This window comes from Mesotoga sp. H07pep.5.4 (assembly GCF_003664935.1).
In the GTDB taxonomy this organism is placed as follows: Bacteria; Thermotogota; Thermotogae; order Petrotogales; family Kosmotogaceae; genus Mesotoga; species Mesotoga prima.
The window spans coordinates 145,237-160,779 of the sequence record NZ_JFHM01000001.1 but is presented as its reverse complement, the minus strand read 5'-3'; the positions used below and the strand labels follow the sequence as shown (position 1 = coordinate 160,779).

The window sequence follows — 15,543 nt, the reverse complement described above, 5'->3', positions numbered from 1 at the left end:
CAACGTCTATCTTGGTTTCTATAACAAACTGAGGCCTCATGGATCTCTGAATTACAATTCACCGATTGATTTCTCTCAAATTCAAAGCAATTTCGAGGAAGTGTTAGTTAAACCCTAGTGTCCTTATATTATTCTCCAATAATCAAGGGTCAGACCGTGAATCCGTTCACCTATAAGATCAAAGATTAGATCCTGATCAAGATCACATTAGGATGGCAAATTGAGTTGGTTCAAACAAGTTGATATTCTTCCGCGGGGTGATTGCTGTCTTCTCTTCCTTTAGCTCCAACCAACCACCAACCGCGTACCACCAACCACGGCTCTTAGAACAGTTGTCAGTTCCAAGTTGCAAGTGCGAGAATTGCCCTAAGATAATTCTTTTAGACTCGAGAATTAGGACGCCTTGTGATTTGCGACATCTTTTTGGCTGTTTCCTTCCTTTTCCAAAGATAGAGTAATGGAATTTCCGCAAGCATTAACTGTCGATCGAAAATGCTCATATAGAAAGTTTAGAGGGACCGACTTTCTTCGGTCCCCCTCAAGCTTCAAAATTCAGAGAAATTTACCCTTTTATGAAATCTCTCCAATAACCATCTCATCTTCATCGAGTGCCGGTTTCCCTTGACCGGGACCGTTTCCCTCGCAGGAATCGTCTGGTGCTCCATAACCCGCATCGTCATCAGGGCCATCGGGCACACCGTCGCCCGGACCGCTGCCATTGATTGAAAGAGCGATTCCAAAGGCAAGTAACAAGAAAAGCACAATTGCGGTAATTCGTTTCATTTTCATCACCCCCGTTGTATTCAAATGATTAGATCCTATTGCTTACCTCATTAAAGGGTGATTAAAGACTTCGCTAATTGAACTGTCTGACCGTCTCGATAACGGAAGCTTCAGGAAGACAAGGCAGATTTTGAAACGACTCCACTCTTATCTTAAAGCAGATTCTCTGTCCCGGGGGGTTGACGCATCCTAATTTGCCTGCGCTCTATAGTGACTACACATAAAAGAAAAGGCCGCCGCTGTCCTGGTAATACGGTAGCGGCGGTTTAGACTAGGAGCAAACAGGGGTAATAGGTTTTTATTTTGCTGAGAGAGCGGTACGCACTCTAAAGAGATTTCTCAACATGTTTCTGATCATTTCGACCAATCTATTCATTGAGCGGACAAGAACAGGCTCAGAACTCACGGTTTCTGCCTCCAGATTTTCCATCAGCAATGTCGTGCTGCCTCCAGAGTCGACTTTACCAGCGCCGGGACCTTCTCCATTTCCTGTTCCTGGAGAACCAAAACCTGCCCCGGGCTCCTGCCCATCGGGAATGCCATCACCGGGACCCTTGCCGTTATTTGCCAGGGTCAAGCCAAATATCATGGAGACGAACAGTAAAATCAGTAGAGTTTTTCTCATTACGATTCCCCCCTTCTCATATATTAGCATATTAGAGTATTCCTGATTAAAGAGAGATTAATGGTGAAGAACCTTCTGGGAAGCCGGCTATGCAGAATCGGTTGAGGAGGACTCTCCGATAAAATCAGGAATGAAATGAACAAAGGGAGGTACTGATCTTGCAATGTGAAGTCGACAGAAATCTTGAGAAATGCAACTGCACCTACCCGGGCTGCCCAAGAAAGGGAAAGTGCTGCGAGTGCATCGCTTATCACCGTAGAAACGGAGAACTTCCGGCCTGTTACTTCACTGAAGAACAGGAGAAAACCTGGGACAGAAGCATTGAGTACTTTGTGAAGGTCAACAGCAAAAGATAGCATTCAGATATAATGAAATCTCCAACAAGTGGAATGTATATCCTCTTCCAAATGAGATTCAGCATTAGATGCTAAAATGGAATGATTATAAATTGTCTAATCTCGATTCGGGATCGAGATTCTTCTGGAGGAAGAGTTGAATCAGAAGTTCTATAAGCGCTTCTTTACGATAAAGGAGTCTTACCAGATTCTCTTCGATGCGATGAGAACAATGAAACACATGAGCCGTGCAAAGAGAAAAGAAGAACTTAGCACCGAGTTGATAGAAAAGGTCATGCTTACCGTAACCGAAATAAACGGGTGCGAGGTCTGTTCGGTCTTCCACAACAAGGTCGCCGAGAAAGAGGGAATGAAGGAAGAAGAGATTCAGATGCTCTTTGTGGCTGACGTTGAAGAGATCCCGCAGGAGGATGCTCCCGCCATCCTATTCTCGCGAGAATATGCAAACTCTTCGGGAAACCCTTCCGAGGATTCATGGAGTTCTCTTAAGACCTTCTATGGGGAATCAAAGGCTAAGGGAATACTCGGCGCTGTCCGGACAATCATGATGGGAAATGCCCTCGGAATAGTGTGGGGCGCATTAGTAAACCGTATTAAGGGAAAGCCAGTTGAGGGGAGCAGCCTATGGTACGAAATCAGTATGCTTGTCTCTTTCATCTTCCTCATCCCCGTGGCGCTCGTACATGCCCTGCTCGCAAGTCTTTTCAAGAAGCCCATAATAACTTTCCAGGCGCAGGAAAGTCTTGGATAGAAGCCTTTTTTACGTGGGTTTAGGGTCTCGGGTCTAGGGTTTGGTGAACATAAGCAGTTGAATCATCATGCTCCTCAGTGTTGCTGAGGATGTCATCCAATAAGGACTTCTCGCAACCACTTATGTTGTCGTCCCGAAGTTGATCCGGGATCTGGTTCTAAAAATGAACAACGTGGACGCGGAGTGTCGGAACGAAGAACCGGTATTTTTCTCGGACGGAGAACCTTTGACGGTGGACCTGAGAAGGCTTCCTGCCGAAGGCAGCATTGCGTCCACTGATGGTCTTCAGTGCATTGCGTCCCGGCACGATCTTTGCCGGCATTGCGCGACCGCCGATCTTTTTCGGCGCTTTGCGTCTGATTATCGTAACATCACTTCCGCGCGCTAGCGAGCCTTACTTGCAGCGATGCACTTCGCCTCATCAATCTTTAAGGCAATATATTTACCTGGAGGAATTTGATTTAACCTAACGATGTTAGAATTTGCTTGACTACCACGAGGAGGTGTTGACAGTGAAAAAGGGTAAATTCCTTATACTGGTTGTTTTGCTTCTTTCAATCCTTTCGTTCTCAACTACCATCAAGATGTATCTCGTAACCGATTATCACTCCCACGCACTTCCCTTCTATTCTGAGGGACAACACGGGTTCGGGGGAATCGCAAAGATAATCGCTTTTCTGAAAGAGAAAGCCGGCGATGAAGACACTCTCGTCTTTGGCGGTGGAGACATGATAAACCTCGGGACCCCGGCGTGGTCCGACAAGTTCCACGCCATAGAGATGCCCTGGTTCAACAACATCTTCGATGCCATGGCTTATGGCAATCACGACTCGGAATACGGACCGGCAGATTTTCAGGAAGTATGGAAAAATGTCACTTATCCGATTCTTGGCGCCAACGTTCTCGATGCGAGTGGAGTGCCTGTATTCGAGTACTTCGGGAAGAGGTATTTGACCCTAGAAGTTGAAGGCAAGAAAATCGGTGTCTTCGCCCTTGCAGGATCGGATTTCGATAGCCTTGTCAAGCCAGCTGCGAGACCCGTCGAAGGAGCCACTTTTGGAGATTTCATGACGACTGCGGGTGAGATCGTTGACGAAATGGAGGCAGAGGGAGTCGATCTTATCGTCTTCATTGGACATGCAGAGTACGAGGAAACGCTAAAATTGGCAAGAGAGATCGAAGGCATAGATCTGATTTTCGGTACACACAGCCATCTCAAGATCCCTCTTACAAAGATCGAGGGAACTGAAACATACTTCATTTCGCCTTACCAGTATGGGACATATGCGGCGGAAGTAGTGGTTTACTTTGGAGCCGACGGTGAGAAATCCATCTCGGGGTCGCTAATACCCATGGATGATTCCATGCCAGAGGATCCAGTCATTGCGAATAAGGTAGAAAAACTTCAATACGAATTGGAAAGCGATCCTGAGTTCGCTCACCTGTTCGAATGGATCGGGGATGTCGAAACGGAACTGTCTGCAGCTAATGTCAACACGGGAGAATCGGTGCTAGGCAATTTCGTGATGGACATCATTAGAGAGAAATCAGGTGCAAACGTCGCCCTCTCGACTTCGAGTAGCTTCAGGGCATCTATTGCACCGGGATCGACTGTTTACGAGGATCTGAAGAACGCCCTTCCTTATGTCAACATAATCTATGTCTACGAGGTAAAGGGAGAAACGCTTGAGAAGATTCTGAACCATTCAGTTAGCCAAAGCGGCACCGGGTTCTTCTCTCAGGTCTCCGGTGTGCGATTTATAATCAGCAACGGAAAGGCTACGTCAATTGAGGTCCAAGCAGATCTGGAATGCCCGGACAGCTTTGCTTTGCTGAATCCCGAGGCAACCTATCTGGTGGCCACAACGAATTATCAGGGCCTCTTCGCTCCCGGTTACAAGGATCTCTTTGCGGGGCTTCCATACACCGATACTGGACTGGATGTACAGAAGATAGTCAAGGAATACATGCAGAACAACAGTCCGGTAAGCGCCAGACTTGACGGAAGAATTAGGTAATAGATAACCGCAACTACAAACCCCCACTCAGGTGGGGGTTTTCTCTTGTGCAAGAAATATAGTCTCCCGGACTTCCGACCCGTTTCAGTTTAACTAACTGTCTCCTCCAGCGCTGATTCTCTATCGGCCGCGGCCTTCTTTCTTTTCTGGAGATTCCTGACTCTCCAGAGGAACAGTGATCCGCCGACCGAAATAAGCCCCATTACTAGATAAACGGGAATTGCGCCTGCCCGATCCAGCCCCAACCCGATTAGCGGCGAAAAGACTGCAAAGGAGAGGCTGGCGGTAAGACTAACTATCGAGATTATCGTCGCCCTGAAAGCATCTTCTATCTGCCTGTTGATATAGAATCTCATGATGGGCTGGTACAAAGCTCTGACTATCTGACCAAGCGCCAGAAATGCAAGCGAACCGACGTTCAGAAGAATCAGAGGGATCAGATACGCGCCTCCCATAAGTAATCCTAGGACTGTCAGCGATTTTCTCGGTCTGACATTCTCGAAGAGCTTCATTAGATACCTTGACGAAAGCGCACAAACTACGTTGAACCCGGCAAAGACAACCCCGTAGAGGGCAATATCCAGCCTGACAAGTTTAAAGTACGGCTCATACAGCCAGAAGCTTGCTCTCAACATCACTCCCATCAACGCTGAGAAGTACAGGGCCCATCTGACTCTCGGCTTCTTTACGGCATCGCCGAAAGACCTAGCAACGTGAACCAGATACAACTCTCTTGATCTTTCTCCATGGTCGGGCTCTGTGAAGAATAGTGAAAACCCGCTCGATAGAAACAGCATCCCCAGAGATATCCAGAAGGGAATGTAAGGCGAAACTGAATATAGAAGCCCGCTTGCTATCGATCCAACGGCCTGACCTACAAAGATATTTGACATGGCCTTCGCTTCTATCTTGCTGTATTCCCTCTCTCTTTCCATTCTTGAAAGACTCTCGTAAAGAATCGCCGAATCTGCACCTGAGCTGAAAGTCATTCCAAGCCCAAAGAGCAGCTCTGCAAGGGCAAAGGCCAGAAAGCTTCCGCAGAGAATATACAGAGACAGCCCCAAGGCCATTATTACGGATGAAATTACGAGGGAGAACTTCCTCGAAACCCTGTCGGCTATCGAACCGGTCGGCACTTCGAAGAGAACAACTGCCACTGCGGAGATCGACTGGAGGAGCATCATCTCCGAATAACTCAGCCCCTTGAAAAGCATATAAGGGACAAGAACCGGACCAATGATGAGCATGTTCTGTGAAAACTTGAAACGGTAGTAAACTGAGATGTTTCGATTCATCTTCTCCCTCATGAGATCATCTCCTAAACAAAAAGGGTGGCTCCCTGGCCACCCTCTCTTCGGTATTTTGAGATTTCTACAGTTTGTATTTTCTCAGTAGATCATCCAGCGCTTCCCGTAAGAGTGATGACTCGGTTCTGTTCAACAGTGCAGTTAGTTTTGCCAGTCCGTCGAGCTGCGATCTCAAGTAGTAGTTGGATTTCATAACCATCTTCGATTCCTTTTCAAGCGGTGCAAAGATTATCTGTGCTCTCCCTGTGACCTTTGCCTTTCTCATTCCCTCCGAAAGCAGGTTCAGCAGTTTCTCGATCGTCGACGCGTTCCTTGGAAACTCTCCTACCGCACCGCTGACGGTAAACCTAACCGTCTTTCCCTTGCATTCAAATGAGAGCTTCGAGATAGTCTGGGTCAAATCCTGCATCTCCATAAACAGAGTCTCAAGGGTGTACTCGCTGCTGTAGACAAAAAACTCGTCTCCAAATCTGACAAACGAGAGCTTCTCCGGGAGATTCTCCTTCAGCGTCTTGTCGAGAATCTCGAAGACCCTGTCTCCGCATTCTCTTCCATACTCCTTGTTCACAAGTGAAAACTTGTCGATATCTATATCTGCAATAGCAAAGGGGCCTTCGTTTGAGAGTTTTTCGAGCTCTTCTTTCCACTGGTCAAAAGTCATAAATACCCTCCTATATATAGTCATATATGTACGTCCCTATATTATCATGCAATATATGTATATTCCATTTTCGGAAGGTTAAATCCTGCAAGCCAGACGCGGGCAGATGATGAAAACGAGGTCAGTGGTTGGGGGAACGGGGTAGGTAGATCAAAGGCCGGAGTCAGAGGTTTGAGGATAGATGTAGGAAGATCAAATCAGACCGGTCTGCCGTTGAGTGGTTACCGTTCTCAGAAAAGAACGGTTGCAAGTTCCTAGATGCAAGTTGTGAGAAGAAGAAAGAAAACCTTTTTCTTAAGGGCTATTAAGTAAACTCATTACTGACACTCAAGAAGAGAGCATCGAGATTCTAAATGGAGTTCAGCATGACGCGGAGCGCAGGATATCGATTACAGGGTCTGGGGTCTCGTGAAGAGAACTGGCAATCAATTCAGGGTTTCAATGCAACTGAGGAAGTTGTCCAGGCAGCGGTTTGCGGAAGTCCCTCACCTTGTCATCCCGAACTTGTTTCGGGATCCGGTTTTGATTTTATCAGCGCTGCGGCTCATGGGTATGAGACCCCGTACAGAAGCACTACGGGGTGGCAGCATGGGGGAATCACGGGATGACGCCGCTAAACGTCATCCTGACAATGCTCCTGGTCAGGATCCCTGCCCCTCGCGAAAAATGGGACCATGGGAGCCGGTCAGTCCCTATTTTCGCTTACAGCGATTAGCGGGTCTTCGTACTTAAGCGAATAGCGGTTCTTAGAACGGGTTGCTGAAACAAGTTCAGCATGACAAATTATCGTGTTTTCAGAATTAGCAGACGCTGTCATACCCGTCATGACTTCTTGGATGTCCCTCACCTTGTCATCCCGGACTTGTTTCGGGATCTTGGTGTTGATCTTATCCAAAGACCGGTCCATGATTTGGGACGAGAAACGCTGGACAGGTCTTGTAAGCGTCCGTCGGATTTTTGATACTAGATCCCGGGCAGATCCCCTGAACGGAATCTTTTCAGGCCAGGCTCTCCCATCGCGTCATCCTGACAATGCTCCTGGTCAGGATCCCTATCCCTCGCGAAAAAGGGACGTGAGGAGAATCGTCAGTCCCTATTTTCGCTCTCGTCTTCTCATGAGCGCAGCGAACGTCTTGTCCCTCGCGTAAATCTCCCGCCTCAACCTTCTGATCTTGGTTTTTCCTGTAACCTGAATGCGGAGTGTCGGAACGAAGAACCGGTATTTTTCTCGGACGGAGAACCTTTGACGGTGGACCTGAGAAGGCTTCCTGCCGAAGGCAGCATTGCCTCTTATGCCCCTTCTTCCTTAGTTGGCAGACCGTTCTTTTCCAAGAAAGTTAAGAAATGTTATGGCAGTTTCAAGTCATCGTAATGGTATAATTTCTACAAGTCATAAAATTCATCCTACTTTCATCTGAATCAACACTGGCAAACGTTTTCCAAAACCACACATCTTTCAAGGAGGTTCGTTTGCATGAGAAGATTTCTTATTTTGTTTACTGTCATCTGCGCTGCCTTTTCGGTAACCCTTCTTGCCGCTGACTCTTTTACCGTTTACACTACTCTCGAGGAGCTTGCGGCAAAGCAGCTGTTTGACAAGTACGAGGAAGTAACCGGCATAAGGGTTGACTGGGTAAGACTTTCCGGTGGAGAGGCCGAGGCGAGAATGGAAGCGGAAAAGCTGAATCCACAAGCTTCCATATGGGTTGGAGGAGTGGGACTGAATCACATAAGCGCCAAGCTCAAAGGTCTCACCACACCTTATTTCTCCAGAGCCGCTGCAAACACGCCGGACCAGTACAAGGACCCTGAAGGCTACTGGATAGGACTTTATCTTGGGCCTCTGGCATTTGCGACTCACAATGGCCGAGCAGCCGAACTCGGTCTAGAACCCCCGAAAGGCTGGTTCGATATAATCGATTCCAAGTACAAGGGTTTGATAAGGGTTGCAAATCCAAATACGTCTGGAACGGCTTACAACCTCATAACCTGCATGATTTCCCTCTTCGGTCGTGATGAAGACCTCGCTTTCCTCTATCTGAAGAAGCTGGACGAGAACATCGAGATGTACACAAGGTCCGGCTCTGCGGGCGGTAAGAGCGTTGCGATTGGAGAGATCCCGTTCGCAATCGGTTATGCCCATGACATGGTAAAGCTTAAGGCCGAAGGTGCCGACATCACGATTACCGTTCCCGAGGAAGGTACGGGCTTCGAGATTGCATCTATGTCTTTGATAAAGGGCGGCCCGGATCCCGTAAATGCCAAGAAGCTGTACGACTGGATACTCACCGAAGAGGCACAGGCAATCATCGCAAGCTGGTACGTAATACCGGTTTCCAAGATCGCCCCAAAGCATCCGCTCTCATTCAGCATGGACGAAATCAAGACGGTTCATCAGGATTATGTCTGGGATGCTGAAAACAAGGAAAGACTGCTCGACCGCTGGACGAAAGAGATCGGCGGCGCTGCGGAATAAGTAATTGATTAGAGCAGGAGCCAGTCTCCTGCTCTTCTTCATTCTGCCTTCGACAATCAAGGTTACTCTTGGGGTGTGATCAAATTGTATTCCTGGAGAAAGCTTTTATCGTTCGGGTTCATAAGTATCGCTGTCTTCATTGCACTATTCTGGATCTTTGATACACTGAAGAACTCGTTTTTTGACGTTGTCAGAGAAAACCAGAGGCAGCTTGTCACAGTCATCGCGGAATCTGCACCAAGAGACGTGGAAACGGTGAAGGACTGGATAGTGGCCGTGAACGAGGAGTTCACAGAAGCCGAGATATTATATATAAATGGTGTTCCCGGCTGGGGTGAACTGCAGGTTTATGCGCCTAACGAACAGCTGAAAGTCTTCTACGAATCCATCAGCAGCTCAGAGGACTTCGAAAAGGGGCTTGAAAGCGTTTATTACCTGGAAAACTATTACTCCTCCCTCGACTACACATTCGAGGAAAGGAATGTTTCGCTGGTGCTTGCACCACTAATAGATGAAACGCGTTACAATATGACCGGGTTCCTGGTTTTTCTAATGTCTGCGGAGGCCAGTGAGAACTACGCGAATCTACTGAACATCTTTATGTTTGGCGCTTTTGCTATCTTCGTAATCGTATTCTTTATTTCTAAGTTCTTCAGAGACCCGGTAATGGGGTACATTATCCTCGGTCTCTTCCTTATGGTAGCTATATTCGTTGCTTATCCACTCTTTGAAGCCGTCAGATTGACCTTTCTGGCAGACGGAAAATTCTCCATGCAGACCTGGGTGACGATTCTTTCGTCAAAGCAATACCTCAGTGCGCTATGGGGAAGCGTGAAGCTCGGTATCCTTACTGCCTCATTCTCGACGATCATCGGATTCATATTTGCCTTTGTAATAAACAGGACTGCCACGAGGGGAAAGAAGTTTCTCAGCACTATGGGCCTTCTGCCTGTAATCTCTCCTCCATTTTCGCTGTCTCTGTCACTTATTCTTCTCTTCGGTAGTAACGGCCTAATTACCAAACAGATACTCGGGCTGAAGGACTTCACCATTTACGGCCTTGGAGGCCTAACGGCCGTACAGACTATCGGCATGTTCCCCATAGCATTCATGACTCTTTCGGGCGTCTTGCAGGCCATAGACTCGACTCTGGAGGAGGCCTCTCTCGACCTCAACGGAAGCCGGTGGAGAACATTCTCAAAGGTTACGTTCCCTCTCGCGATTCCTGGGGTCCTGAGTTCCTGGCTGCTCGTTTTTACAAACTCGCTGGCCGACTTCGCAAATCCCCTGCTTCTTGCAGGCTCATACAAGGTTCTTTCAGTCGAGGCATATATTGAAGTTACAGGAAGAAACAGACTTGGCCACGGAGCAGCTCTTTCAATACTCCTGCTCATGCCCACGCTGACGGCCTTCTTAATTCAGAGATTCTGGGTGAGTAGAAAGTCCTACGTAACTGTAACCGGAAAACCCTCTTCAAGACTGAGCGATTTGGTTTCAAAGCCTGTGAAATTTGGTCTCATAACGTTTATTGTTATCTTCATCGTCTTTATCCTCGGACTTTATGGAACGATAGTGGCCGGCTGCTTCGTCGCCAACTGGGGTATAGACTACTCCTTTACCCTTAAGAACATTACCGAAGCGCTGCAGAGGGGAAGGGATGCAATAGTAGACACTTTCACACTGTCAGCGGTAGCGACACCAATTGCAGGGATTATCGCTATGATGGCGGCTCTGGTCATTGTGAGAAAAAAGTTTGCAGGAAAGAGGGTGCTTGAAGGGCTTATTCTTGCCCCGTTCGCTATACCGGGGACGCTTATAGGTATTTCGTATGTCCTGGCCTTCAACAAACCGCCCTTAATCCTGGTCGGTACTGGAGCGATAATCGTGATCAACTACATAATCAGAGAGCTTCCAGTTGGGGTTGAGGGGGGCGTAGCAACTCTACGGCAGATAGATCCAGCAATAGAAGAGGCCGCGCAGGATCTCGGCGCGGATTCAACCACGGTCTTCAGGACTATCGTCTTGCCTCTAATACGCCCGGCCTTCATTTCCGGAATGTCATACACCTTTGTCCGGTCAATGACTGCCGTTAGCGCAATCATATTCTTGATATCTGCGCAATGGTATCATATGACAGTCCTGATATACAACTTCTCCGAATCTATCAGGTTCGGCCTTGCCAGCGTTCTTTCCACGGTCCTAATAATCATTGTCTTTGGGGCATTCGGGCTGATGAGGGTTCTTGTTAGAAAGAACGAATACATGGAAAAGAACGTAACTCTTAACTGACACTAGGTTTGTGAGGTGGTTTGATGTCAAAGACTTCCGTCTCGGTTCGAATAGAAAACGTAACCAAAGTCTTCAAAGACGTAAAAGGAAAGGCAGATGTTATTGCCGTCAACGATGCCAGTTTCGAAATAGAACCGGGAGAGCTGGTAACCCTTCTCGGGCCTTCGGGATGTGGAAAGACCACTACCCTGAGAATGATCGGGGGATTCGAACTCCCCACAAAGGGAAAGATCTATCTAGGCAATGAGGATATAACTTATCTACCGCCTAATAAAAGAGATACAGCAACTGTCTTTCAGAGTTACGGGCTTTTCCCTCACATGAACGTTTTCGACAATGTGGCGTACGGCCTCAAGCTAAGAAAACTCCCCTCGAAACAAATAACGGAAAAGGTAATGAACACACTAGATCTCGTCGGCTTGAAGGATCTTGCCCAGAGAGCTCCCTCAAAGCTGTCCGGCGGCCAGCAGCAACGAGTCGCACTTGCGAGAAGCTTAATCGTGGAACCTTCCGTATTGCTTCTAGACGAGCCTCTTTCAAATCTGGACGCCCTGCTGAGAGAACAGATGCGAGTCGAAATAAAGCGCATCCAGAAGGCACTGGGAATCACAACGATATACGTGACCCACGATAGGGTAGAGGCAATGAGTCTCTCTGACAGGATAATCGTCATGAAGAACGGGTTTATTAGACAGATCGGCTCGCCGAACGAGATTTACGAAGACCCGAACTCCAAGTTCGTTTCAGGATTCGTTGGAAAAGTCGCCTTCCTACCAGTCGAAGTTCTGGAAATGAACGGCAAATGCAAGGTCAGGTTCGAAGACAAAACCGTGGAGGTTGGAAAGTACTCTTCCGAGTTGTCTCCAGGAGAATCGGCCGTAATAATGGCAAGGCCTGAATCCCTCAAGCTGCTCGATCCCGGAGAAGGCATGATAGAAGGACAGGTGACAACTAATATCTATCTGGGCGGAAGCCTCGAGTCCTTCGTTACAACCGGCCACGGAGAGATACTGGTGCAGATAGACAACCCCGCCGAAAAAAAGGTCTATGCCGAAGGAGAAAAAGTCTCAATCGGAATCATCCCTAACCTGGCCAAAGTTCTGCCAGACAACGATGAATAACAGTTGTTGGAATCGTGGAAGCCCTTGATTGGTAGGCATTGCAAGCGAGGTTCGGGGTTGGTCGTTGCGGATTGGTAAGAGCAAGAGTAGAAGTGATGCTGCCTCCGGCAGGAGGCGAGGCCGCCTTCGTCGGGAAGTGATGCCCGGAAGAACATCCGGGGAAGTGATGCCGCTTCCGCGGGAGGAATTCAGAAGCCAGTCTACTTTCGCAGGCCAGCTCCCACTATGTCAGGCGAAACGACTGCTGTTTGCTTGAAAGAAAGTGCTTCACGCAGTGAAAAACAGTCCATGCCCCGGATCAAGGGAGGATCCTCTAGAAACTGTTTGAGCTTCTGAATAAGAATTTTAATCCTCCCTTGAGGGAGCTCATCATTAACCATGAGTTAGGTAGTTAAATTCCATTAATATGCTGTTTCTCGTGCGAATGCTGTGTTTAACACTCGATGATCCTGATCTTAAGTCCTCCCTTGAGGGAGGAGGGCCACGAAGTGACGGAGGGTGTGAGTCTCCAACGTTTGGAAAAGTTGCTATCCTGACATAGTCCCCTGAGACGGTGGTTCGATGTTCATTCCTTGTTGCTTCTATGAGCATACCTATGGATCACAGACCAAACAACGTTAAGAGTGAATTTGTAGTTCAATTGCGAAAAGGCCAACCTATTCTAAACGTTGTTCAAGGAGTACACTCCCCAACGCAAGCGGTCTCCCCCGCTCAAGCGGGGATTTAAGATCAAGAGCATTAAAAGCCGTCCTCCGTTGACCGTTCAAGAGCTAGGACCCGTTCGCCGAAAACAGCAGCCGAGAAAGTGCGTTGTCGAGACGTTCACTGCGCTCACGAGAAAGCGGAACTGGCCGCTTGAAGTGCGACGGTCCTGATGTTCTGCATCACTTGCGTTTCTTGGTTGTTCTTGCCACTGCTTGCAGTGACTGGCCTCAGCTTGAAGCTGAGACTGGCGCCACGAAGTGGTACTGGCGAAGGTGGAGCCTTCACTGGCGGCGATGATTCTCGCCTTTTGACTGGTCTGCGAAAGCAGACTGGCTGTTCTTCCCTCACATTGCCTTGACTGAGTTTCCATAGCACAGTAGAATGATCTCAGCGAAGTATTTTGCCGGTTTACGGAGGCGATCTGGATGTTTGTTTTAGCCCACAGGGGAATGGGGAAGGGCAGATACGAGAATACACTTAAATCTTTCAAAGAGGGGCTATCGTACGGCGCACATGGAGTAGAGCTCGATGTTAGGCTTACAAGGGATGGCGTGGTCATCTTGAATCACGATCCCGATCTCAAAAGGACCATGGGACTGGACGTAAAGATCTCGGAAAAGACGTTCGCCGAACTCGAAGAGATGGGGCTTGTTGGATTCGATGCCCTGAGCACTTTAGAAGAGATATACCGGGAGCTGCCCAAAGACATATTTGTGAATGTTGAGATCAAAGCCGTAGAGGCTGTACCTGAAGTGATTAAGATTGTCAAGAGATTCGACGCCCTCGAAAGGACTATGTTTTCTTCCTTCCATCATGATTGCCTTCAGGAGTTCAAAGAGGAGTTATGCTGCCCTATGGTAGCCCCTATAATAGATAAGGAGCTTCTTCGACCGGGTGGTGAAGAGTTCCTGTACAAAGTGATCGAGAGATATAGACCTTATTCGGTTAATCTCAACAAGGATCTCTTCGAAAACATGGGCCTGGAGAAGGGGCTTTCATTGCTTCGAAAGATCCGCGAAGAAGGAACGAGAGTGGCTTTGTGGACGTTAAACGATTCGGACCTATTTCTCAAGGTCAGAGATGTGTGCGATTTTTTGATTACTGACCGCTCTGATGTGATGATGGAGGTAGTATGAAATTTGACAGCCGAAAGAGTCTGATAGTGGTTCTTGTTAATTTAGCCTTGCTGACAATTCTTGCCGTTTCCTCCTGTGGCGAGAACCCCAATCCAGCCGAGGAAAAACTCACACTTTCCAGAGAGGAGATTCTCGCCCTTTGCGGACTGAAAGAAAGCGAGATAAGTTTCACCAAGATCAAGCTTGACGTTTCTGGAAAACCCCTGTTGACCGTGGCTGCCTACGACGGAGAGGGTAGACAGATCTTCTCGAAAGACTTTCCTCAGAGCGAAGTCAAGGGGGGATATGTGACGGTTGCTGTGATCAAATCAGAGATAATCGACGCGCTGAGATTTCTCTATGCCGTGACCGACTCGAAAGGTAGCGTTTTCTCTTTCGTTCAGGATCTCCCTTACTTCCAGTATCAGGAGGTAAAGGTTGAGAACGGCGACTATTCGCGCATCTCTTCCAAAGGGGAATTCAGGTTGACAAGCGTCACATTTGGACAGGACAAGCAGGATATTTTCTTCAATGTGAAATAGACTGAACAATGGGGAGGGAATGAAATTAAAAGACTGATACTGGTGGTGATCATGATGGCCTCTTTCACGACATTTGGGGCAAGTTTACCAAGGGAACGGATCCAGAACGCCCTGGGCGTTCTTCAAGAGCTCACGCAAACGGAAGACAGCGGTTCTTTTGTTGAGTTGTTGAGCAAGTCAAACGGGATAGTTATTTACCCCGAAATGGTGAAGGCCGCGCTAGGTTTTGGCGGGCAGTTTGGAGAGGGCTTTCTGCTGAAGAGAGCAGAGGATGGACGCTGGTACGGACCTCTTTTTCTGAAGTTATACGGTATCAGTTATGGATTTCAGGCCGGTGTTCAGAAGAGCGGGCTTGTACTCGTCATAATGAATGAGAAAGGTATAGAAGGTTTCCTGAGCAACAACGTTACCCTCGGCGGAAGCGCCTCTATCTCGGCCGGACCTACCGGAAAGACTCTCTCCGCCGACACCGATTACAAACTCGAAGCGGCTATCTACTCTTACTCTGTCAGCAACGGTATGTTCGCCGGTGTTTCCCTTGGAGGATCTATAATCCGGCAGGATTCGGATACGAACAGGGAGTATTACGGGCTGTCTTTGACTCCTCAGGAGATTATCGAGAAGGAAGCAATCGGAGACGATATAAATGAACTGATAAACTTTCTCGAATCTCTTATTGTTCGGTTGAACTAATCGTGTAATTGTTACGGAAACACCATTTATCTATTGAGATGCAACTGGAGCTCACGGAAAGCAATCTAATCTGTGAGCTCCTGTTCTTATGATATCCGACC

Annotated in this window: 13 protein-coding genes; 9 read left to right on the top strand and 4 right to left on the bottom strand. The window is 47.9% G+C overall.

The genetic code is table 11. The features are described 5' to 3' along the window. Positions 1-570: 570 nt before the first annotated feature. Complete coding sequence (locus Y696_RS00695; protein ID WP_099772512.1) at positions 571-783, bottom strand: hypothetical protein; 213 nt, start codon at positions 781-783, stop codon at positions 571-573. Between the two features lie 298 nt (positions 784-1,081). Then, entirely contained in the window at positions 1,082-1,408 is a 327-nt protein-coding gene (locus tag Y696_RS00690) for a hypothetical protein (protein ID WP_121509557.1), read from the bottom strand. Between the two features lie 158 nt (positions 1,409-1,566). Between Y696_RS00690 and Y696_RS00685 the strand changes: the two genes are divergently transcribed. The 3 genes from Y696_RS00685 to Y696_RS00675 all read left to right on the top strand — a co-directional run bounded on the left by Y696_RS00685 (position 1,567) and on the right by Y696_RS00675 (position 4,533). Further along, the gene (locus Y696_RS00685; protein WP_121509556.1) at positions 1,567-1,764 is read left to right on the top strand and encodes a DUF6485 family protein; all 198 of its coding nucleotides are present in this window, start codon (positions 1,567-1,569) and stop codon (positions 1,762-1,764) included. A 136-nt stretch (positions 1,765-1,900) separates the two neighbouring features. Beyond that, on the top strand, positions 1,901-2,515 hold the full coding sequence (locus tag Y696_RS00680) for a carboxymuconolactone decarboxylase family protein (protein ID WP_121509555.1): 615 nt from the start codon (positions 1,901-1,903) through the stop codon (positions 2,513-2,515). Positions 2,516-3,027: 512 nt separating this feature from the next. Continuing rightward, entirely contained in the window at positions 3,028-4,533 is a 1,506-nt protein-coding gene (locus Y696_RS00675; protein ID WP_121509554.1) for a bifunctional UDP-sugar hydrolase/5'-nucleotidase, read from the top strand. A gap of 89 nt (positions 4,534-4,622) precedes the next feature. Here Y696_RS00675 and Y696_RS00670 read toward each other — a convergent pair whose 3' ends face one another. Further along, positions 4,623-5,840: an MFS transporter gene (locus Y696_RS00670; RefSeq protein WP_121509553.1), complete on the bottom strand. Its 1,218-nt coding sequence runs from the start codon at positions 5,838-5,840 to the stop codon at positions 4,623-4,625. A 64-nt stretch (positions 5,841-5,904) separates the two neighbouring features. Then, positions 5,905-6,525 (bottom strand): GGDEF domain-containing protein, encoded by a 621-nt coding sequence (locus Y696_RS00665; RefSeq protein ID WP_257212045.1) that lies wholly within the window; start codon positions 6,523-6,525, stop codon positions 5,905-5,907. Between the two features lie 1,450 nt (positions 6,526-7,975). On the opposite strand from Y696_RS00665, the gene Y696_RS00655 reads away from it, so the two are divergent. The 6 genes from Y696_RS00655 (at position 7,976) to Y696_RS00625 (ending at position 15,442) form a co-directional block, all read left to right on the top strand. Next, positions 7,976-8,977 (top strand): ABC transporter substrate-binding protein, encoded by a 1,002-nt coding sequence (locus tag Y696_RS00655; protein ID WP_121509551.1) that lies wholly within the window; start codon positions 7,976-7,978, stop codon positions 8,975-8,977. A gap of 75 nt (positions 8,978-9,052) precedes the next feature. Beyond that, complete coding sequence (locus Y696_RS00650) at positions 9,053-11,266, top strand: iron ABC transporter permease (RefSeq protein WP_121509550.1); 2,214 nt, start codon at positions 9,053-9,055, stop codon at positions 11,264-11,266. 23 nt (positions 11,267-11,289) lie between these two features. After that, positions 11,290-12,387, top strand: a complete 1,098-nt coding sequence (locus Y696_RS00645) for an ABC transporter ATP-binding protein (protein ID WP_121509549.1) — start codon at positions 11,290-11,292, stop codon at positions 12,385-12,387. Positions 12,388-13,517: 1,130 nt separating this feature from the next. After that, complete coding sequence (locus tag Y696_RS00635; RefSeq protein ID WP_121509547.1) at positions 13,518-14,228, top strand: glycerophosphodiester phosphodiesterase family protein; 711 nt, start codon at positions 13,518-13,520, stop codon at positions 14,226-14,228. Next, positions 14,225-14,749, top strand: coding sequence for a hypothetical protein (locus tag Y696_RS00630; protein ID WP_121509546.1), 525 nt, complete (start codon positions 14,225-14,227; stop codon positions 14,747-14,749). The genes Y696_RS00635 and Y696_RS00630 overlap by 4 nt, the downstream gene beginning before the upstream one ends. A gap of 51 nt (positions 14,750-14,800) precedes the next feature. Beyond that, positions 14,801-15,442 (top strand): lipid-binding SYLF domain-containing protein, encoded by a 642-nt coding sequence (locus tag Y696_RS00625; protein WP_257212046.1) that lies wholly within the window; start codon positions 14,801-14,803, stop codon positions 15,440-15,442. Positions 15,443-15,543: the final 101 nt, after the last annotated feature.

What these genes read in the sequence shown, in the direction of transcription:
- Y696_RS00635 (WP_121509547.1), top strand. Translation starts at nt 13,518, where the DNA reads ATGTTTGTTTTAGCCCACAGGGGAATGGGGAAGGGCAGATACGAGAAT.
- Y696_RS00690 (WP_121509557.1), bottom strand. Translation starts at nt 1,408, where the DNA reads ATGAGAAAAACTCTACTGATTTTACTGTTCGTCTCCATGATATTTGGC.
- Y696_RS00645 (WP_121509549.1), top strand. Translation starts at nt 11,290, where the DNA reads ATGTCAAAGACTTCCGTCTCGGTTCGAATAGAAAACGTAACCAAAGTC.
- Y696_RS00665 (WP_257212045.1), bottom strand. Translation starts at nt 6,525, where the DNA reads ATGACTATATATAGGAGGGTATTTATGACTTTTGACCAGTGGAAAGAA.
- Y696_RS00655 (WP_121509551.1), top strand. Translation starts at nt 7,976, where the DNA reads ATGAGAAGATTTCTTATTTTGTTTACTGTCATCTGCGCTGCCTTTTCG.
- Y696_RS00625 (WP_257212046.1), top strand. Translation starts at nt 14,801, where the DNA reads ATGATGGCCTCTTTCACGACATTTGGGGCAAGTTTACCAAGGGAACGG.
- Y696_RS00670 (WP_121509553.1), bottom strand. Translation starts at nt 5,840, where the DNA reads ATGAGGGAGAAGATGAATCGAAACATCTCAGTTTACTACCGTTTCAAG.
- Y696_RS00630 (WP_121509546.1), top strand. Translation starts at nt 14,225, where the DNA reads ATGAAATTTGACAGCCGAAAGAGTCTGATAGTGGTTCTTGTTAATTTA.
- Y696_RS00695 (WP_099772512.1), bottom strand. Translation starts at nt 783, where the DNA reads ATGAAACGAATTACCGCAATTGTGCTTTTCTTGTTACTTGCCTTTGGA.